Here is an 18,943-nt window from a genome sequence, read left to right on the forward strand (position 1 = left end):
ACAGAGACCCGGCGTGGCCGGACTCCAATATGGAACATGCTATTTGCGAGGGGGTGACATGGACATGTCACCCCACTTTTTTGGCCGCTCGCCACCGTTTATCTTTTTCCATGATTGTTGCTCATCGCAAGAGCCGCAGAGGGCAAGGCAATAACAAGGCAATAGAAAGAGGGCCGCAATAGCGGCCCTCTGTCTCATCTGCCCGGTGGATTAACCGGCCTTGACGCTGCGGCGACGCTGCAGCCAGACGATCGCCCCGAACAGCAGGAAGCCCGGGATCCACATCCACTCCTTGGTCCAGCGCTCGGTCGGCGCCTTGACGATGAGGATCTCCTGATCGAACTCCAGTCCCATGGTGGCGGCCGGGCTGCCAAAGGCGACGTTGTCGATCAGCGTCTTGCCATCCTGCTCATAGAGGCTCAGCCCCAGATTGGCCAGCCGCTCCTCGCCATTTGCCCCATCCGGTACGGCGACCAGCAGGGTGAACTTGCGTGGCTTGCCCACGGCATCTTCACCGAGGATCCGCAGCCGCAGGGTGCTCTCCGCCTCCACTTCACCCATGGTTTGGGCCAGCTGGGCAGGCGGGGTCTCACGATAGGGGTCGTGCACCATGTCCATCCAGAAACCCGGGCGGAACAGGGTAAAGGCGACCAGCAACAGCAGCACGCTCTCGTACCAGCGGCTCTTCACCAGGAACCAGCCCTGGGTGGCGGCGGCGAAGATCAGCATGGCGATGGTCGCCACGATGAAGATCAGCACCCCGTGGGCGAAGTCCACGTCGATCAGCAGCAGATCGGTGTTGAAGATAAACAGGAATGGCAGCGCCGCGGTACGCAGGCTGTAGTAAAACGCCGTGATCCCGGTCTTGATGGGATCACCCTTGGAGACAGCCGCAGCCGCGAAGGAAGCCAGCCCCACCGGCGGCGTCACATCCGCCATGATGCCGAAGTAGAAGACGAACAGGTGCACCGCGATCAGCGGCACGATCAGCCCGTTTTGCTGCCCCAGCGTCACCACCACTGGTGCCAGCAGGCTGGAGACGACGATGTAGTTGGCAGTGGTGGGCAGCCCCATGCCGAGGATCAGGCTCAGCAGGGCGGTGAGCAGCAGCATCAGCAGCAGGTTACCCATGGAGAGGAACTCCACCAGATCCGCCAGCACCAGACCAACCCCGGTCTGGGAGACCGCACCCACGATAATCCCCGCGGTGGCGGTGGCAATGCCGATACCGATCATGTTGCGGGCACCGGCAACCAGCCCTTCCCGCAGATCCACCACGCCATCAGCGACGGTGCCGTAGTCGTGCTTGCCGTCCTTGCGCAGCCAGTTGAGCAGCGGGCGCTGGGTCAGCAGGATGATCACCAGCATCACGGTACCCCAGAAGGCCGACAGCCCCGGCGAGAGGCGTTCCACCATCAGGCACCACACCAGTACCACCACCGGCAGCAGGAAGTGCAGGCCGGAGAGCAGCACGGCGCGGGTGTTGGGCAGCTCGGTGAGCGGCTTGTCGGGATCTTCGGCAGGCAGTGGTTCATTGCTGGCGGCGATCTTCAACAGGGCCACATAGGTGGCAGCCAGCAGTACCGAGATCCCCGGCAGGGCGTAGTCACCCAGCGCAGGTTTGAGCCAGCCGAGGCCATAGTAGACCGCCAGTGACAGGCCGCTAATGAGGGCCGCGCCAAAGGCAAAGCCGGTCAGGCGACGCAGCCAGGGTTTGGGTTGATGGTTGCCGATGGGCTGCATGCCCAGTTTCAACGCCTCCAGATGGACGATGTAGAGCAGCGCTATGTAGGAGATGGCGGCAGGCAGGAAGGCGTGCTTGATGATCTCCACATAGGGGATACCCACGTATTCGACCATCAGGAAAGCCGCAGCCCCCATCACCGGCGGCATGATCTGGCCGTTGACCGAGGAGGCCACTTCCACCGCCCCCGCTTTCTCTGAACTGAAGCCCACTTTCTTCATCATCGGGATGGTGAAGGTGCCGGTGGTCACCACGTTGGCAATTGACGAGCCGGAAATCAGACCGGTCAGGCCGGAGGCGACCACTGCCGCCTTGGCGGGGCCGCCGCGCAGGTGACCGAGCAGGCTGAAGGCGAGTTGGATAAAGTAGTGACCGGCACCGGCACGCTCCAGCAGGGCGCCAAACAGCACGAACAGGAACACGAAGCTGGTGGAGACGCCAAGGGCGATGCCGAACACCCCTTCGGTGGTGATCCACTGGTGGTTGGCCAGCGCGGTGAAACCTACCCCGCGGTGTGCCAGCAGTCCCGGCATCCAGGGGCCCGCCAGACTGTAGATCAGAAAGACGATGGCGATGACCGCCAGTGCTGGCCCCAGGGCGCGGCGCGCCGCTTCCAGCAGCAGCGGAATGCCGATGCAGGCGGTCACCAGATCGGCGGTGGTGAGGGTGCCGGGACGCAGCGCCAGTGCTTCATACATCACAAACAGGTAAGAGGCGGCGCCAGCAGCGATCAGACCGAGGGCGATATCACCGAGGGGAACTCGATCCCGCGGCGAGGAGCGAAATGCCGGGAACACCAGAAAAGCGAGCAACAGGGCAAAGGTGAGGTGAATGGAGCGGGTTTCGGTGTCATTGAGTACGCCAAACCCCACCATGAAGGGGAGTGGCGAGGCGATCCAGAGCTGGAACAGCGACCAGGCCAGTGCCAGCGTGGTGATGATCCAGCCCAGCGGGCCCAGCGGCAGGCGAGCGCCCACATCCTGGGCGATCAGTTCCTCGGTAGAGAGTTGTTTATCTTGCATAGGGTTAACTTGTGCCAACGAGTACAACAAGAGCGACACCCGCCCCCGCAATCAGGCGGCAGACGGGTGTCGAAGAGAGTGACAAAGGCCCCGGGGCCTTTAATCAGAGCCAGCCGCGCTCTTTGTAGTAGCGGGCAGCCCCTTCATGCAGCGGTGCAGAGAGACCCACCTTGATCATGTCGGCCTCTTTCAGGTCGGCAAAGGCAGGGTGCAGGCGCTTGAAGCGATCCAGGTTGTCGAACACCGACTTGACCAGCTGATAGACCACTTCCGGATCGGTTTTGGCGCTGGTGGAGAGCACCGCTTTGCCACCGATTGAGGGAGTCGGCTTGTCGCTGCCCTTGTAGATGCCGCCCGGGATCTCGGCCTTGCTGTAGTAGCTCTTCTCGGCCAGCAGCTTGTCGATGTCGGCGCCGGTCACAGGTACCAGTACTGCATCTGTGGTGGTGGAGGCTTCCTGAATGGCGCCGTTCGGGTGACCGACGAAGTAGCTCATGGCGTCGATGTTGTTGTCACCGAGGGCGGAGGCCTGTTCTGCCGGCTTCAGCTCGGAGACCAGACCGAAGTCACCCTTCTTCCAGCCTTTGACCGCCATGATCTCTTCCATGGTGTCACGCTGGCCGGAGCCCGGGTTGCCGATGTTGACGCGCTTGCCCTTCAGGTCGTCGAAGCTGGCGATCTTGGCATCGCGGCGAGCCAGGATGGTGAACACCTCGCTCTGCAGGGAGAAGACGGCGCGCATGTCGTTCATGGCCCCTTCGGCCTGGAACGGTGGCAGCCCCTTCATCGCCTTGAACTGGTGGTCGGATTGCATGATGCCGAAGTTGAATTCACCGCTGCGGATGCCGTTGACGTTGGCAACACCACCGCCACTGGCCGGGGCGTTGCACTTGATCTGGTGATCGGCGGCGCCGCGATTGAGGAAGCGGCAGATGGACTGGCCAGCGACATAGTAGACGCCGGTCTGACCGCCGGTGCCTATGGTCACGAAGCGCTCCTGCGCTTGTACCGGACCACCGAATGAGACACCGACCAGAGCCGCCGACAGGGCGCATGCCAAAGTTAATCCTTTCATTTTTTCTCCCTTTTCTTTGATTTTGTTTATCCGATCCCCGGATAAATTGATGGCAATCCCGTTCTGCGCCGGGCTTGCCCGCTCTTCTCGTTGCGCGAAAGCGGGGGAGTTGATCACCCCCTTTCCGGCAGTCACCCTCATCCTGTGGTGAGGCTACCGACCTCCTGTCGGTCGAAGATAAATTGGCCCCTGAGGGGCCAAATAAAAAGTTGCAAGCACTCCGATTAAGCACATTCACCCAACATAAATCAAACGAAATGGCAAAATAACGGAGTTAAATCTTGAGAAACATGACCTCGATCATTCATTTTCTTGCCGAAGATTAATTTGATATGAAGGGAAATGGAAGAGGGAAAAACTACGAGAGGATTCTTATGCGGCCCTTGAATGACAAGGGCCGGAGTCATGAGAGATCAGTTGGCCGGGGTGGCCAGATCCAGGATGAAGGCGTATTCCAGCGCGATATCCTCGTAGGCTTTGAAGCGGCCCGACTTGCCGCCGTGGCCGGCGTCCATGTCGGTGTTCAGTAACAACTTGTTATCATCCGTCTTCAGTTCGCGCAGCTTGGCGATCCACTTGGCGGGCTCCCAATACTGCACTTGCGAGTCGTGCAGCCCGGTGGTGACCAGCAGGTTGGGATAGGCTTGCGCCTTGACCTGATCGTAGGGGCTGTAGCTCTTCATGTAGTCGTAGTAGCGCTTCTGGTTCGGGTTGCCCCACTCGTCATACTCCCCGGTGGTGAGGGGGATCGACTCGTCCAGCATGGTGGTGACCACATCAACGAACGGCACCTGCGCCACCACGCCGCGATAGAGTTCGGGCGCCTGATTGATGACGGCCCCCATCAGCAGACCACCGGCGCTGCCGCCCATGGCGTAGACCTGATCTTTGGCACCGTAGCCTTGCTCTACCAACGCCTTGGTGACATCGATGAAGTCATTGAAGGTGTTCTGCTTTTTCAGCAACTTGCCATCTTCGTACCAGTGACGACCCAGCTCTTCACCACCCCGGATATGGGCGATGGCGTAGACGAAGCCGCGATCGAGCAGGCTCAGGCGCGAGCTGCTGAAGTCGGGATCCATGCTGGCGCCGTAGGATCCATAGCCATAGACCAGCAGCGGATTCTTGGGCGCATCGGCCTGCTCTTTCTTGAACTTGTCCTTGCGATAGACCAGCGACACCGGCACCGATACACCGTCGCGGGCGGTCACCCAGAGTCGCTCGCTGGCGTACTGGTCGGCCTTGAAGCCGGCCACCGGCTGCTGCTTGAGCAGGGTGCGCTTGCCGCTCGCCATATCCAGCTCATAGGTAGAGGCGGGGGTGGTCATGGAGGAGTAGCCATAACGCAGGGCGCTGGTATCCGGCTCCGGGTTGTAGGCGAGCCAGGTGACATAGGCGGGATCGTCGAAGGCGATCTCCTTCTCGTCACCGCTCTGCCAGTTGATCTGGCGCAGTCGGGTCAGTCCCTTGTTGCGCTCTTCCAGCACCAGCCAATCCTTGAACAGGGCGTAGCTCTCCAGCAGTACCTCCGGATTGGGGGCGATCACCGCCTTCCAGCGATCGACCGGGCTCTCTTTGGTCTCGTAGAGGCCGAAGTTCTTGCCGTCCTTGTTGGAGCGCACATAGAAGCGGCCGCGGTAGTGATCCAGGCTGTATTCGTGATCCACCTGACGGGGCAGGAACAGGCGTGGGGCGTGCTCCGGCTGGTTGGCATCGATCAGCCGTGCTTCGCCTGTGGTGGTGCTGGAGAGGGCGATGACGATGAAATCTTCCGAGGTGGTGGCGTAGAGGCTGATGTAGAAGGAGTCATCTTTCTCCTCGTAGACCAGCTTGTCTGTGGCCGGATCCGTCCCGAGCGTGTGGCGATAGACCTGATAGGGAAGCAGGGTCTGCGGGTGCTTGCGCACATAGAAGACGGTCTTGTTGTCGTTGGCCCACACCAGATTGCCGGAGGTATTTTCCAGTTTGTCGGTGGCCCACTGGCCGCTCTCCAGATCGAGGAACTGGATCTGGTACTGACGGCGGGAGAGGAAATCTTCCGCCACCGCCAGCCAGCGATTGTTGCGGCTCACCTCAAGGGCGCCGAGGGCATAGAACTCGTGCCCCTCGGCTCGCAGGTTGCTGTCGAGCAGCAGACTCGCCTGCTCTTCACCGAGCTTGGTGCGCGAGTAGATCCCGTACTCCTTGCCCGGCTCATAGCGGGTCTGGTAGCGGTAGCCATTTTTCACATAGGGTACCGACTCATCCTGCTGGGGGATGCGGGCGACCATCTCTTTGTAAAGCTGTTCGCGCAGGGGTTGGGTCGGCTTGAGCATGGCCTCGGTATAGGCGTTCTCGGCCTCGAGGTATTGCAGTACTTCCGGCGCCTGACGCTGGTCGTCGCGCAGCCAGTAGTAGTTGTCGATGCGGGTATCCCCGTGTTTTTTCAGGGTGCGGGGATGTTTGGCGGCCACGGGCGGCTGGATTGGATGTTCGCTTGTCAGCATGGCGGGCTCTTCATTGGCATAAGTGGGGGGGAGAACTGTCAGAAAGGCTAGCAGCAGAACTCCTCGGGAAAAGGTAAACATGTCGCATCCTTGGCGCTGGAAAGGGTTGGTAGACCTGAGCATCGGCTCCATGAATTGGGGTTAAATCTGCCCCTTGTTGCCGGTGGTTGCAAGCAATCCCTTGTTATTTCAGGAAATGTAATCAAAAAAAGCCGCTATCTCGCGATAGCGGCCCTCTTTCTGGCCATGAGCGGCAAGAGTCCGCTCAGGTGTGCCTCACATGATATGGGAGTGCCCTCTCATGGCCAGTTTTCGTCAGCCTGGGTAGCTCGACCAGCGGTTGGTCGCGCCCTCGTTGCTGATACTCAGTACCTCATAGGGATGGCCCGGAATATCCATGCCCGGCGCACTCTGGGGCATGCCCGGAATGGTCAGGCCACGGATCGCCGGTTTTTCCCTGAGCAGCTTCTGCACATCGGCGGCCGGTACATGCCCCTCGATCACATAGCCATTTACGATACCGGTATGGCAAGAGGCCAGTTCCGGCGCGATACCGTATTGCTGCTTCACTGCGCCGAGCTGTTCGGTTTCGATGACGTCCAGTTCGAAGCCATTCTGCTCCATGTGCTCGTTCCAGCTTTGGCAGCAGCCACAATATTTGGATTTGTAGACGGTCATCTTCTCGGCCGCGAGAGCCGAAAAGCTGACGGTACCGGCCAGCATGGCCAGTAACAGGGGTTTGTACATCACTCACCTCAGATTGAAAGAAAAGATGCCCGATACGGGATGCGTTTCAGATCTGGATGCGTGGGGGACGTTCGAGCCGCTCGCACGGGGCGTCCGGCATAAAGAGAGAGGGGGAGGCGAAGTCGGGGGTATCCGGTTCCAGTACGGCGACCGTCAGGCTGTCGCTGCCTACCAGCGTCATCGAGAGGGCGGTGGTAAAGCTGCCACAGGGCATCGCTTTTTCCAGGGTACGCTCGCTCTGGCTGCAGTGGGTGGTCAGGGTACAGAGGTCGGTTGCGGCCCGGCTGCCAAACGACATCAACACCAGCACCAGACTCCACAAGGGGAGCCAGCGACGGGCGTGAGCGAGTTGGCGACGGGTGAGAACCATGGAATGACTCGGAAAAAACAAGGGGCACATGGTAACCCTGTGCCCCGGGGGAGGGTCAAGCCCTCCCCATGGTGTCAGTCAGCCAGGATTAAGGTTGCTGACGGGTCGCCGCCAGCACGATCTCGCGCACGCAGACGTTGGCAGGCTGGTTCCAGGCGTAGAGCACGGCATCGGCGATCACTTCCGGCGCAATGACGCCACCCATCTGATCTTTCCAGTCGTGGTAACCGGCCTTGATGCTCTCGTCAGTGGTGTGGCTGAGCAGCTCGGTCTCGACCGCACCCGGGGCAATGGTCACCATCCGTACGCCGACATCGGCCACCTCTTCCCGGATGTTCTCGGTCAGGGCGTGCACGGCGAACTTGGTGGCGCAGTAGGCAGCATGGTTCGGGAAGGTCTTGCGACCGGCGATAGAGCTGATGTTGATGATGGTGCCGCTGCGGCGCTCCTTCATGCCTGCCAGCACTGCGTGGACGCCGTTCAGTACCCCCATCACGTTGATGTTGAGCATCTGCTGCCACTCGGCGGGATCCTGCACATCGGCCTGACCCAGCAGCATGACGCCGGCGTTGTTGACCATGCAGCCGACCGGGCCAAATTTGGCTTCTGCCTGCTGGACGGCGGCTTTCATGGCGGCGGTATCGGTCACATCGACCCCGATGCAGAGGGTATCGGGCAGGTTCAGCGCCTGCATCGGCTCGACCCGGCGGGCCAGCAGTAGCAGCGGATGACCGGCGGCAGAGAAGGCACGGGCGATGGCGGCACCGATCCCGGCGGAGGCACCGGTGATCACGACGAGAGATTTGGACATGGGTCTTTCCTTCTGATTCAAGAGTCGGTTTGAGCAAACAGGTGGCTGGCCAGCACGGAACCCAATCACTATAGTCACTGTATCTATAAGTGATAAATATTGTTTTCCGCTGGTTATCATCTGAAAAAACTATGGTTGGTTTATGCTGGACTTGAGATTGCTGCGTTTCTTCATCGCCATCTATGAAGAGAAGAACATCACGGCGGCGGCTGAGCGCTGCCACGTCAGCCAGCCCTCCCTCTCGGCGGGGCTGCGCCAGCTGGAAGAGGCGCTCGGTGACAGCCTGTTTGTCCGGGGCAAGAAGGGGGTGGTGGCGAAAGATCCGGCCCACTATCTCTATCCCCACGCGGTCAAGCTGGTGGAGGAGGCGCGCCGTCTGCCGGAGCTGTTTCGCCAGAAAGCGACGCGTGCGAGGCTCAATATCGCCATCATGCCGGACTTGAGTCGCCGCCGGGTGGCCGGGCTGCTGCAGCAAGTGCAGGGCGTGTTGCCGCAGCTGGATCTCACCCTCTCCGACTACACCACACCCGCCGACTGCCGCTTGACGCTGGATGCCTTGCGCCGGGAGGACGAGATCTTTCTGCCGCTGTGGGAGGAGGATTACGTGCTCTGCGTGCCGGTCGATCACCCTCTGGCCAGTCGCGAAAGGATCGAACTAGCCGAGCTGCAACATTATGATTTTATTGAGTGCCCGCCCTGCGAAGCCCATCAGCAGACTATCGGCCTGCTGGCCTGTGACCGCCTTACCCTCAATCTGGTGGCCAAGGCCGAAAGCAAGGGGTTGGTGATGGCGCTGGTGCTGGCGGGAGTCGGCATCAGTTTTCTGCCGGACGGGCTGGTGGAAGATGAGGCGGGTCTCTGTACCCTGCCGGTGAGCGGGCCGCGGATGTTTCGCCGGATCGGGCTCTGCTATCCCGCCCACCAGACCCTCAATCCGGCGCTGCGGGAGCTGATCCCCGAGTTGGCAGGCTATGGCGCTTCCTGATAAGGTCGCTCTCCTGTGCACCTTTACGATGCAGCTCCCCAGACTCCCCTTTTCTGTTTACCGCGCCTTGCACCGCAAGGCTTTGTTCGGGTGATGTGGTCATGAAACGCATTCTGGTTATTTTTTCCCATCCCGCGCTGCAGAGCTCGCGGGCCAACAAGCAGCTGTTGCAGGCGATTGAGGGGCTGGAGGGGGTCACGGTTCACGACCTATACCAGCACTATCCCGACATGTTCATCGATGTGAAGCGGGAGCAGGCGCTGCTCTGTGAGCACGATATCATCGTCTTCCAGCACCCGTTTTACTGGTACTCCTGCCCGGCCATCATGAAAGAGTGGATGGATCTGGTATTGGAGTATGGCTATGCCTACGGCCCCGAAGCCCACGCCCTCAAGGGCAAGCAGTGGTTGAGCGCCATCACCACCGGCGGGGCGCCGGAGTCCTACTGCAGCGAGGGTTACAACAGCCGACCGCTGCTCGATTTTCTGCTGCCATTTCAGCAGGCGGCCACCTTGTGCGGCATGAACTGGCTGCCCCCTTTCGTGCTGCACTCCTTTCACAAGATCAAGGATCCCGCCGCCCTGCGCCGCTGTGGTCAGGACTATCGCCAGCTGCTTTGCGCCCTGCGTGACGATCAGCTGACCCCGGAGCAACTGGCCGGGCGCCCTTATCTGCGCGACTTGCTGGAGGTGCTCTGATGAAACACGGGCTGCTTGTTGGCCGAGCTTATGAGCCGGACCGGATGTTCACACTGAGGGCTGACTGATGGGCCACGGGATCCTGTTTGATGCCTTTATCTATCTCTCTGCCGCCGTCATCGCGGTGCCGCTGGCCAAACGCTGGGGGTTGGGTTCGGTGCTCGGCTACCTGCTGGCGGGGATCATCATAGGCCCCTTTCTGCTGGGGCTGGTGGGGGAACAGAAGGATGTGATGCACTTCGCCGAGTTTGGCGTGGTGCTGATGCTGTTTCTGGTCGGTCTTGAATTGCGTCCTGCCCTCTTGTGGCAGTTGAAGGGGCCGATCCTCGGCACCGGCGGCCTGCAGGTGCTGCTCACCACGGCGGCACTGACCGGCGTGGCGCATCTGATCGGTCTGCCGTTGCAACAGGGGCTGGCCATCGGCCTCATTCTGGCGCTCTCTTCCACCGCCATCGTGTTGCAGAGCCTGCAGGAGCGCAAGCTGATGCAGAGCGAGAGCGGTCGCTCCGCCTTTGCGGTGCTGCTGTTTCAGGATATTGCGGTCATTCCGATCTTGGCGATCCTGCCGCTGCTGGCCATGGCGCCGGTCGCCAGCAATGGCGGTTCCGAGCTGGCGGGGTGGCAGCACGGCCTGCTGGTGGTCGCGGCCATCTCAGGCATAGTGCTGGGTGGCCACTACCTGATGCGGCCGGTGTTTCGTGCCATCGCCCAGTCCCACATGCGGGAGATATTCGTCGCCGCCGCCCTGCTGCTGGTGATCGCTATCGCCGTGTTGATGGAGTCGGTGGGGCTTTCGCCCGCTCTCGGCTCCTTCCTCGCCGGTGTGGTGCTGGCCGACAGCGAATATCGCCATGAGCTGGAGGCCGACATAGAGCCGTTCAAGGGCTTGCTGCTCGGCCTGTTCTTTATGTCGGTGGGGGCGGGGATCGACTTCGGGCTGTTTGCCGAACACCCCTTCCTGATACCCACTCTGGTGGTTGGCCTGATGGTGCTCAAATGGCTGGTGTTGATGGCACTCGGTTTCATCATCCGCATCTCGCCGAGTCAACGCTGGACCTTCGCGCTGGCGCTCGCGCAGGGGGGCGAGTTTGCCTTCGTGCTCTTCTCGTTTGCCGCCCAGAACCGGGTGCTGCCCGGCGAGACCATCTCGCTGCTGACGCTGGTGGTGGCGCTCTCGATGGCGCTGACGCCGCTGCTGTTGATCCTCAACGATCGGGTGATCCAGCCCTGGTTCGATTACCGTAACCAGAGCGACGCGCCGCAGCATGAGCAGCCGGAGCTGGTGGAGCATCCGGTGATCATCGCGGGCTTCGGCCGCTTCGGTCAGATCGTGGGGCGTCTGCTGCACGGTCACGGCATCGGTACCACCATCCTCGAGCAGGATGCCAGCCAGATAGAGACCCTGCGCAAGTATGGCTATCAGGTCTTCTATGGCGATGCCAGCAGGATCGACCTGCTCCATGCCGCCGGGGCGCACAAGGCGAAGCTGCTGGTGCTCTCCATCAACGATCCGGCTACCTCGCTGGCGGTGATCGAGATGGTGCAGAAGCACTTCCCGCACCTGAAGATCCTGGCGCGAGCGCTAGATCGGCCCCACGCCCACGAGATCCTGCGCCGCGGGGTCGAGAGCGTGCACCGGGAAACCCTCGGCTCTGCGGTCGATCTGGGGGTGGAAGCCCTGACCCAGCTTGGGTTTAGGGCCAACCAGGCCTGGCGGGCGGGGCAGACCTTCAAGCAGCACGATAACTGGCTGTTGCGCGAGCAGGTCAACTATCTGGACGACGAACACACTTATATCAACAAGAGCCTGCAATACCGGGAGATCCTCTCCGATCTGTTGCAAGACGACGAGGAGGGGCAGGAGCGTATCCATGCCCACAACTGGAATAGCGGGCTACCCGACGACAAGGAAGCAAAATGATTGCCTATTACCCCATGTTCAAACACCTGCATATGACGCTGGCACTGGTCAGTCTGCTGCTCTTTATCTATCGCTGGAGTCTGGCGCTGGCCGGCAGCGATCGGTTGCAGCAGAAGTGGCTGAAGATCCTGCCGCATATCAACGACACCTTCCTGCTGCTGTTTGGTGTGTTGCTGGCGGTGGCCTTGCAGTTGAGCCCGGGTCAACAACCCTGGCTGATGGCCAAACTGATTGCACTGGTGCTCTATATCGGTCTGGGTGTCATGGCGCTCAAGCGCCCGGCCCGCGGTCAGAAGCTGGTGGCCGGTGTGGCGGCACTGGCGGTGTTTGGCTACATGGTCGGTGCGGCTATCACCAAGTCAGCCTGGTCGTGGCTGATGTGAGCAAAAGGGGAGAGTCATGCTCTCCCCTGAAATCATATTCTGTGATGAATTAATTAATCGGAGTTTTATGCTAACAATAAATCGCAAGATAGAACTTTCATTTGAGGGATTTTTGGCTAATTTTAGCCTCTAGCGGCTCCTTTTTTGAGTTCATTGTCTTTATAAATCAACTGTTTAGTGTGTTTTGTATGAAAATGGCGACAGTTGTCGCAGCAAAACTTGCGACATAGACTGTCGCAAGTCACGACTAGCATACAGTCAACGCTAAACCAGTGAAGGCAAGCACCATGAGCAAGAAGCTGTTACGACAACTGACCTTGGCGCGTTGCATCCCGCACCGCCCTTACAAGCTGACCGCCAGCCAACTCCAGGTAAAACTGGAAGAGGAAGGTATCCACGTCAGTCTGCGTACCGTGCAACGGGACCTGGAGGAGATGTCCGGCATGGGACTGTTCGACCTCACCTCGGACGAGCGCAGCAAACCCCATGGCTGGTGCTTCGAGCGCCACGGCCTCAACGACTTTGCCAATATCATGCCGCTCTCGCTGGCGGTGGCCCTGAAAACCTGGAGTGATCAGGCGAGCCAACTGTTGCCAGCGAGCGTACTGACCGAACTGAACCCGCTGGTCGACAAGGCGAGCCAGGTGATCCGCGACAGCCAGAGCGAACTGGCCGAACGCTGGCTGGAGAGTGTCCACCAGTCACCGCGTCCGTTTGCCGGCAACCCGGAGATCCGCCGCAGCACCCTGATCCGCGATGCGCTCTGGCGTGGTCGCAAGTTCAGTGCCGAGATCCAGCGCGTGATCAAAGAGCGCACCGTGTGGCTCTGCTACGACCGTATCAACCCGCTCGGCATTCTCAATCAGCCGGACGGCCCGATCCTGCTCTGCACTCTGTCCGAGCTGGATCCCAAGGTCTACGGCATTCCGTTTGACCATATCAAGAACGTGGAGCTGACCAACTTCAGCGCCACCCAGCCGAAGGATTTCAATATCCAGAAGCTGATCCGCGATCAGGGCTATCAGGATGTGAGCGGCCCGATCCGCTTCGTCGGCCGGATCGATGCCAACAGCCAGTCGCTGGTGGATAACCAGATCCCCGGCAATAATCCGCGCATGACCCGCTATGACAAGCGCAGTGTGGTGGTGGAGACAGAAGTGCAGGACACCCCGGAGTTTCGCAGCTGGTTGAACAACATCGGCGGTGAACTGGAAGTGCTGGCACCGGAATCGCTGCGCAAGGCCTATCTCAATCCGGCCAACCGCTTGAGCTGATTAAAAGATTGGAATGTTGAAGAGTCGAGCCTGGTCTCGGCTCTTTTTTTTGCGGTTTTTTTAAGCATATTTATTCAACTAATTTTTAAGTCTTAACGTCAGGATTGAACCGTTTTCCTGCCCCGTTTTTGGGGGCGAAACCCGTGTAAGAGATCTGCCATAGCGACTGTAAGAGGCTGGCGCTTTGAGCCGTACGCGAAGCCATGCCAGAATGATCGAGCTTTCCTGTGAAACTAAATAAATGGCTGATATTAAAGGATTAGTTTTTAAGTTCGTATTTTTGGATGGGAGCTGCATCGGATCTTTATCATTGGATGGCCCTTGTTCGGGGTGCGCATTTCCTTAGTATGGGTCTCACAAGGACGGAGCTGGTCCGGCAGGATGCAGGGCAGCGCATAAAGATGGAATAGTCCGCAGGATGTGGACAAGGGACACCTCAGGATGAGCTCGATAATCAGGATGATTATCGTCACGGATGAATAAAGGAACACCGCGGGATGCGGCAGGACACTCTCGGGATGGGAGCAGAACGAACGGAACCTCGTTCTTCAGGATGAACAGGACCTCGCCGGATGCGAGAGGAATACTTCAGGATGAAGTGAGATAACCCGGATGGTTATCTGTCAGGAAGACGCAAGGAACCCCACAGGACGTGGTAATGGACACCTCCAGGATGGAGACAGGGAAGCAGTTCAGGATGAATTGCCAGGCTAGGAACGCCGCAGGACACGCCAACGGATTGGAAAGGGGATATTCCAAAGGATTAGGATAACGTCAGGGATTGCAGGGAGCATTGCAGTTCTACGGACAGGACGACACGACTCTAGGGGACGGCTACCGCCGTCCCCTTTTCTTTTATGGTTTGTCCGAGAGATTGCCGCGCTGGGCGGCGTTGACGATCTCTTGCAGGCGCTGACGAATGTCGACCATGCCAAACACGCCAAATATCAGCACAGTGACAAATTCGGCCTTGGTGACAGCGAAGTAGCGTTTGCAAGCTGCCTTGATCATGCTGGCCTGCAGCCAGTGCAGCAGGGCGACGATCACGCCGCAGACCGGCAGAAAGCCGTTGAGTTTGCCGGGCAGCGGGGCAATCAGGCTCACCAGCACGCCAAACCAGAAGAACAATATCAGCCCCATCGCCAACAGATTAAAGACTCGCTTCATTGTTTACCTCTCTTAGATAGAGTTGATAGCAGACCTGACCTGCTTGTTTGTCCTTGAGTAACTGCCAGTTGGCGGGCAGCGCCAGATCGGCCATCTCTTTTTCCCGCTCCAGATAGATGAGGGCGTCCGGCGCCAGCCAGCCGCGCTGCTCCAGCAGTTCGCACACTTGCGGCAGCAGCTCGCGGCGAAACGGCGGATCGAGGAATACCAGATCAAACGGCGTGGCCGGGCCTTGCAGCCAGCTCACTGCATCTGACTGGATCACCTGACCCTGACTGCTGCCGAGGGCGGTCAGGTTCTTCTTGATCTGGTCGGCGGCCCCTTTGTCCATCTCGATCAGGGTCACCTGCTCGGCATAGCGCGACAGCGCCTCCAGTCCGAGTCCGCCGCTACCGGCAAACAGATCCAGGCAGCGGGTGCCGCGAATGTGGGGGGCCAGCCAGTTGAAGATGGTCTCCTTGACGCGATCCGTGGTGGGTCTGAGCCCCTCCACATCCTTGACCGGCAATTTGCGGCCTCGCCACTGGCCGCTGATGATTCTTACAAAGCCCGATTTTCCTTGCGGGGCGGGACTCTTGCTCGGGTTGCTACGGCTGGATTTCACTCTGGGCATCGCGTTTCATCGTCAGAAAATAAAGTGGTAGTATAAGGCGGTTCATTTTTATGCCGACCCGCCAAGGGACGGCTATCTTAGCAGTCAGCCTTTGATGTGAGTATTTTTAGATGGCAAAAGGTTTGTTTTCCTGGCTGGGTTTCGGCCGCAAGAAAGAAGAGGCTGAGGCTGTCCAACCACAGACACCCCAAGCCACCCCCGTTACCGTTGAGCCCGAGGTCACTGCTACCCCCGCTCCCGTTTCCGATACCACTGTTTCCGATAGTACGCCGGCTGTTGCCCCCGAAGTGCCTGCCAGCGCACAGAATTCCGTTTTGCAAGATGATTGCTGCTTGCCTACCGAGCTGGACGATCACGGCCCGCTGGTGGTGGAGGAGTGCGCCTCCGATCTGGAGCCGGTGATCGTCAACGAAGCGCTGATCGCCGAAGAGGAGCGTGCCGCTGAAGCCGCTCGCACTGCCGCAGAAGCGCAAGCCGCTGAGGTCAAGGCAGCCGAAGAGGCTCGTATTGCTGCCGAGGCTCGCGCCGCGGAAGAATCTCGCATTGCTGCCGAAGCCCGCGCTGCGGAAGAGGCTCGTATTGCTGCCGAAGCCCGCGCTGCGGAAGAGGCTCGTATTGCTGCCGAAGCCCGCGCTGCGGAAGAGGCTCGTATTGCTGCCGAAGCCCGCGCTGCGGAAGAGGCTCGTATTGCTGCCGAAGCCCGCGCTGCGGAAGAGGCTCGTATTGCCGCCGAAGCCCGTGCTGCGGAAGAGGCTCGCATTGCTGCCGAGGCTCGCGCCGCGGAAGAGGCTCGTATCGCCGCCGAAGCCCGTGCTGCGGAAGAAGCTCGCATTGCCGCTGAAGCTCAGGCTGCGGAAGAAGCCCGTATCGCCAAAGAGGCACAGCGCGCGGAAGATATGCGCCTGGTCGCCGCGACGGAGGCTGAGGCCGCCGCACTGGCTGCTCTGCCGCTGGCCGCCAAGGTAGACGACGACACCCAGGACAAACCGCAGCGGGAGGGCTTCTTTGCTCGCCTCAAGCGCAGTCTGGTGCGCACCAAGGAGAATATCGGCTCCGGTTTCTTCGGCCTGTTCCGTGGCAAGAAGATCGACGATGAGCTGTTTGAAGAGCTGGAAACCCAGCTGCTGACCGCCGATCTCGGTGTGGATACCACCACTCGCATCATCGAAGGGCTGGTGCAGCACGCGGACCGCAAGCAGCTCAAGGATGCCGAGGCGCTCTACGGCCTGCTCAAGCAGGACATGGGCGAGATGCTGGCCAAGGTCGAGCAGCCGCTGGTGATCGACACCAGCAAGAAGCCTTATGTGATCCTGATGGTCGGCGTAAACGGCGTCGGCAAGACCACCACCATCGGCAAGCTGGCCAAGCAGTTCCAGGCTGAAGGCAAGAGCGTGATGCTGGCGGCGGGTGACACCTTCCGTGCCGCAGCGGTCGAACAGCTGCAGGTTTGGGGTCAGCGCAACAACATTCCGGTGATTGCCCAGCATACCGGTGCCGACTCCGCTTCCGTCATTTATGACGCTATCGAGGCCGCCCGCTCCCGCGGGGCTGATGTGCTGATCGCCGACACCGCCGGTCGCCTGCAGAACAAGAGCAACCTGATGGAAGAGCTCAAGAAGGTGGTGCGGGTGATGAAGAAGCTGGATGAAGAGGCGCCCCACGAGATCATGCTGACGCTGGACGCCGGCACCGGCCAGAATGCCCTGAGCCAGGCCAAGCTGTTCAGCGAGGCGGTTGGCCTGACCGGCATCACCCTCACCAAGCTGGATGGCACCGCCAAGGGCGGCGTCATCTTCGCGGTGGCCGACAAGTTCCAGATCCCGATCCGCTATATCGGGGTGGGCGAGGGGATCGACGATCTGCGTCCCTTCGTTGCCAACGATTTCATCGAGGCGCTCTTTAGCCGCGATGAATAAGTCCGGCCGTGATGAGTCAGCTCAGCCGTGATGAGTAAGTGTTGCATACCCCGACTCCGGTCGGGGTTTGTCAATTTCAGGGAACCGTTATGATTCGTTTTGACAAGGTCAGCAAGGTATACAGCGGCGGCCATCAGGCGCTGCAAAAGGTCAGCTTTCACCTGCGCAAGGGGGAGATGGCTTTTCTGACCGGGCACTCGGGGGCGGGCAAGAGTACCCTCCTCAAACTGATCAGCGTGATGGAGCGCCCGACCGATGGTCGTGTCTTCTTTCATGGCGATGATGTCAGCCATATCCAGCGCAGTCAGATCCCCTATGTTCGCCGCCAGATCGGGATGATCTTTCAGGATCACCGCCTGCTGATGGACAGAACCGTGTTCGACAACGTGGCGCTGCCGCTGGTGATCGATGGTTACAGCCATGCGGACATCAACAAGCGGGTGGCGGCGGCGCTGGACAAGGTGGGGCTGCTCGGCAAGGAGCGTTACCAGCCGCGGATGCTCTCTGGTGGTGAGCAGCAGCGGGTCGGCATCGCCCGTGCTATCGTCAACAAGCCGCCGCTGCTGCTGGCGGATGAGCCGACCGGCAACCTGGATCCCCAGCTCTCCATGGATATCATGCGGCTATTTCAGGAGTTCAACAATTTTGGGGTCTCGGTACTGATTGCTACCCACGATCTGGGGCTGATCGCCCGTATGCGCTATCGCACCCTGACCCTCAAGGCGGGTCGCATGTATTCGGCCGGGGAGGAGCTCTGATGGCTATCGTTCGTCATAAACAACCGCCGCTGCGCCGTCTGATGATGTACGGGGTTGACCATGTTCGGCAGGCGTTTGCCAGTCTCGGGGAGCTGTGGCGCAATCCGCTCGCTTCGCTGATGACGCTGGCGGTGCTTGGCGTCAGTCTGGCGCTGCCCTCCTGTTTCCACGTGTTGCTGAAAAACGCCGAGGTGGTGGAGGGGAGCTGGCAGAGCAGTTCCCAGATCTCTCTTTACCTGCGCAAGGATCTGCCGGAGCAGAGCATTCTCGATCTGCAGCACCGGATCCTGCTCTATCCCGAAGTGGATTCGGTCACCTACCTGAGCCGTGACGATGCGTTGCGGGAGTTTCGCGAGATCTCCGGCTTCGGCGATGCGCTCGATTATCTGGACAGCAACCCGCTGCCGCCTGTGCTGAGCGTCATTCCGGATCCACGCTGGCAGAACCCGGAAGGGGCCGCCGAGCTGCTCAGCAAGCTCAACAACGAAGTGGGGGTCGAGCAGGGCAAGCTGGATCTGCAGTGGTTGACCCGGTTGCAGGGGATCATGAACCTGCTGCGCCACACCATTACCGGTATCGCGGTGCTGCTGCTTTCCGCCGTGTTGCTGATCGTCGGCAATACCCTGCGTCTCAACATCCTCAACCAGCGTTCCGAGATTGAAGTGCTCAAGCTGGTGGGGGCGACCGATTCCTTTATTCATCGTCCTTTCCTCTATACCGGCATCTGGTTCGGGGTGATCGGCGGCATGCTGGCCTGGTGGCTGACCGAAGTGATGGTGATCTGGAGCGAAGGGGTGGTGAAGGAGCTGGCGGGCTTGTATAACAGTAACTTCCGGCTGGTTGGCATGGGAGCGGTAGACGGGATCAATCTGATCTTGCTGGGCGCCCTGCTGGGGCTGATTGCCTCCTGGTTCTCGGTCCATCGCCACATTCGCGACATCGAACCATCCTGATTATTTTGTCATCAAAGTAA

Annotated in this window: 16 protein-coding genes; 8 read left to right on the plus strand and 8 right to left on the minus strand. The window is 60.0% G+C overall.

Annotated elements, in window-relative coordinates; all coding sequences use genetic code 11:
- Window positions 1-210: 210 nt before the first annotated feature.
- The 6 genes from I6L47_RS15580 to I6L47_RS15605 form a co-directional block, all read right to left on the minus strand.
- Entirely contained in the window at window positions 211-2,766 is a 2,556-nt protein-coding gene (locus tag I6L47_RS15580; protein ID WP_216947806.1) for a TRAP transporter permease, read from the minus strand.
- 103 nt (window positions 2,767-2,869) lie between these two features.
- Window positions 2,870-3,841: a TAXI family TRAP transporter solute-binding subunit gene (locus I6L47_RS15585; protein WP_216947808.1), complete on the minus strand. Its 972-nt coding sequence runs from the start codon at window positions 3,839-3,841 to the stop codon at window positions 2,870-2,872.
- Window positions 3,842-4,254: 413 nt separating this feature from the next.
- On the minus strand, window positions 4,255-6,408 hold the full coding sequence (locus I6L47_RS15590) for a S9 family peptidase (protein ID WP_216947810.1): 2,154 nt from the start codon (window positions 6,406-6,408) through the stop codon (window positions 4,255-4,257).
- A gap of 234 nt (window positions 6,409-6,642) precedes the next feature.
- The gene (locus I6L47_RS15595) at window positions 6,643-7,074 is read right to left on the minus strand and encodes a DUF411 domain-containing protein (protein WP_005348551.1); all 432 of its coding nucleotides are present in this window, start codon (window positions 7,072-7,074) and stop codon (window positions 6,643-6,645) included.
- A gap of 46 nt (window positions 7,075-7,120) precedes the next feature.
- Window positions 7,121-7,444, minus strand: a complete 324-nt coding sequence (locus I6L47_RS15600) for a hypothetical protein (RefSeq protein WP_005357652.1) — start codon at window positions 7,442-7,444, stop codon at window positions 7,121-7,123.
- An 88-nt stretch (window positions 7,445-7,532) separates the two neighbouring features.
- Window positions 7,533-8,255, minus strand: coding sequence for an SDR family oxidoreductase (locus I6L47_RS15605; protein ID WP_005348556.1), 723 nt, complete (start codon window positions 8,253-8,255; stop codon window positions 7,533-7,535).
- A gap of 142 nt (window positions 8,256-8,397) precedes the next feature.
- Between I6L47_RS15605 and I6L47_RS15610 the strand changes: the two genes are divergently transcribed.
- The 5 genes from I6L47_RS15610 to I6L47_RS15630 all read left to right on the plus strand — a co-directional run bounded on the left by I6L47_RS15610 (window position 8,398) and on the right by I6L47_RS15630 (window position 13,516).
- Window positions 8,398-9,240 (plus strand): LysR family transcriptional regulator, encoded by an 843-nt coding sequence (locus I6L47_RS15610; RefSeq protein WP_005342847.1) that lies wholly within the window; start codon window positions 8,398-8,400, stop codon window positions 9,238-9,240.
- A gap of 101 nt (window positions 9,241-9,341) precedes the next feature.
- On the plus strand, window positions 9,342-9,938 hold the full coding sequence (locus tag I6L47_RS15615; RefSeq protein ID WP_005339958.1) for an NAD(P)H-dependent oxidoreductase: 597 nt from the start codon (window positions 9,342-9,344) through the stop codon (window positions 9,936-9,938).
- 67 nt (window positions 9,939-10,005) lie between these two features.
- Complete coding sequence (locus I6L47_RS15620; RefSeq protein WP_216947812.1) at window positions 10,006-11,859, plus strand: monovalent cation:proton antiporter-2 (CPA2) family protein; 1,854 nt, start codon at window positions 10,006-10,008, stop codon at window positions 11,857-11,859.
- Window positions 11,856-12,242 carry a SirB2 family protein gene (locus I6L47_RS15625; protein WP_042081419.1) on the plus strand — a complete coding sequence of 129 codons (387 nt, stop codon included), beginning with the start codon at window positions 11,856-11,858 and terminating at the stop codon, window positions 12,240-12,242. The genes I6L47_RS15620 and I6L47_RS15625 overlap by 4 nt, the downstream gene beginning before the upstream one ends.
- 287 nt (window positions 12,243-12,529) lie before the next feature.
- Window positions 12,530-13,516 (plus strand): YafY family protein, encoded by a 987-nt coding sequence (locus tag I6L47_RS15630; protein WP_005339987.1) that lies wholly within the window; start codon window positions 12,530-12,532, stop codon window positions 13,514-13,516.
- Between the two features lie 855 nt (window positions 13,517-14,371).
- Here the strand turns inward: I6L47_RS15630 and I6L47_RS15635 are convergent.
- The gene (locus tag I6L47_RS15635; protein ID WP_005342853.1) at window positions 14,372-14,683 is read right to left on the minus strand and encodes a DUF1145 domain-containing protein; all 312 of its coding nucleotides are present in this window, start codon (window positions 14,681-14,683) and stop codon (window positions 14,372-14,374) included.
- A complete protein-coding gene (rsmD, locus tag I6L47_RS15640) occupies window positions 14,667-15,296 on the minus strand; it encodes a 16S rRNA (guanine(966)-N(2))-methyltransferase RsmD (protein WP_088870315.1) in 630 nt (209 codons plus the stop codon). Before rsmD ends, I6L47_RS15635 begins: the two co-directional genes overlap by 17 nt.
- Before the next feature lie 110 nt (window positions 15,297-15,406).
- On the opposite strand from rsmD, the gene ftsY reads away from it, so the two are divergent.
- From ftsY to ftsX, 3 genes are all read left to right on the plus strand, one after another.
- On the plus strand, window positions 15,407-17,212 hold the full coding sequence (gene ftsY / locus I6L47_RS15645) for a signal recognition particle-docking protein FtsY (protein WP_216947814.1): 1,806 nt from the start codon (window positions 15,407-15,409) through the stop codon (window positions 17,210-17,212).
- 89 nt (window positions 17,213-17,301) lie between these two features.
- Window positions 17,302-17,970, plus strand: coding sequence for a cell division ATP-binding protein FtsE (gene ftsE, locus I6L47_RS15650; protein ID WP_005339995.1), 669 nt, complete (start codon window positions 17,302-17,304; stop codon window positions 17,968-17,970).
- Complete coding sequence (gene ftsX / locus I6L47_RS15655) at window positions 17,970-18,923, plus strand: permease-like cell division protein FtsX (protein ID WP_005339996.1); 954 nt, start codon at window positions 17,970-17,972, stop codon at window positions 18,921-18,923. The genes ftsE and ftsX overlap by 1 nt, the downstream gene beginning before the upstream one ends.
- Window positions 18,924-18,943 lie beyond the last annotated feature (20 nt).

Origin of the sequence: Aeromonas sp. FDAARGOS 1417, from assembly GCF_019046985.1 — a bacterium.
GTDB lineage: Bacteria > Pseudomonadota > Gammaproteobacteria > Enterobacterales > Aeromonadaceae > Aeromonas > Aeromonas veronii.

Excerpts from the sequence above, each read along its gene's own strand:
- I6L47_RS15580 (WP_216947806.1), bottom strand. The coding sequence starts at position 2,766 with ATGCAAGATAAACAACTCTCTACCGAGGAACTGATCGCCCAGGATGTG.
- ftsE (WP_005339995.1), top strand. The coding sequence starts at position 17,302 with ATGATTCGTTTTGACAAGGTCAGCAAGGTATACAGCGGCGGCCATCAG.
- I6L47_RS15620 (WP_216947812.1), top strand. The coding sequence starts at position 10,006 with ATGGGCCACGGGATCCTGTTTGATGCCTTTATCTATCTCTCTGCCGCC.
- I6L47_RS15610 (WP_005342847.1), top strand. The coding sequence starts at position 8,398 with ATGCTGGACTTGAGATTGCTGCGTTTCTTCATCGCCATCTATGAAGAG.
- rsmD (WP_088870315.1), bottom strand. The coding sequence starts at position 15,296 with ATGCCCAGAGTGAAATCCAGCCGTAGCAACCCGAGCAAGAGTCCCGCC.
- I6L47_RS15595 (WP_005348551.1), bottom strand. The coding sequence starts at position 7,074 with ATGTACAAACCCCTGTTACTGGCCATGCTGGCCGGTACCGTCAGCTTT.
- I6L47_RS15590 (WP_216947810.1), bottom strand. The coding sequence starts at position 6,408 with ATGTTTACCTTTTCCCGAGGAGTTCTGCTGCTAGCCTTTCTGACAGTT.
- I6L47_RS15625 (WP_042081419.1), top strand. The coding sequence starts at position 11,856 with ATGATTGCCTATTACCCCATGTTCAAACACCTGCATATGACGCTGGCA.
- I6L47_RS15635 (WP_005342853.1), bottom strand. The coding sequence starts at position 14,683 with ATGAAGCGAGTCTTTAATCTGTTGGCGATGGGGCTGATATTGTTCTTC.
- I6L47_RS15630 (WP_005339987.1), top strand. The coding sequence starts at position 12,530 with ATGAGCAAGAAGCTGTTACGACAACTGACCTTGGCGCGTTGCATCCCG.
- I6L47_RS15585 (WP_216947808.1), bottom strand. The coding sequence starts at position 3,841 with ATGAAAGGATTAACTTTGGCATGCGCCCTGTCGGCGGCTCTGGTCGGT.
- ftsY (WP_216947814.1), top strand. The coding sequence starts at position 15,407 with ATGGCAAAAGGTTTGTTTTCCTGGCTGGGTTTCGGCCGCAAGAAAGAA.
- I6L47_RS15605 (WP_005348556.1), bottom strand. The coding sequence starts at position 8,255 with ATGTCCAAATCTCTCGTCGTGATCACCGGTGCCTCCGCCGGGATCGGT.
- I6L47_RS15600 (WP_005357652.1), bottom strand. The coding sequence starts at position 7,444 with ATGGTTCTCACCCGTCGCCAACTCGCTCACGCCCGTCGCTGGCTCCCC.
- I6L47_RS15615 (WP_005339958.1), top strand. The coding sequence starts at position 9,342 with ATGAAACGCATTCTGGTTATTTTTTCCCATCCCGCGCTGCAGAGCTCG.
- ftsX (WP_005339996.1), top strand. The coding sequence starts at position 17,970 with ATGGCTATCGTTCGTCATAAACAACCGCCGCTGCGCCGTCTGATGATG.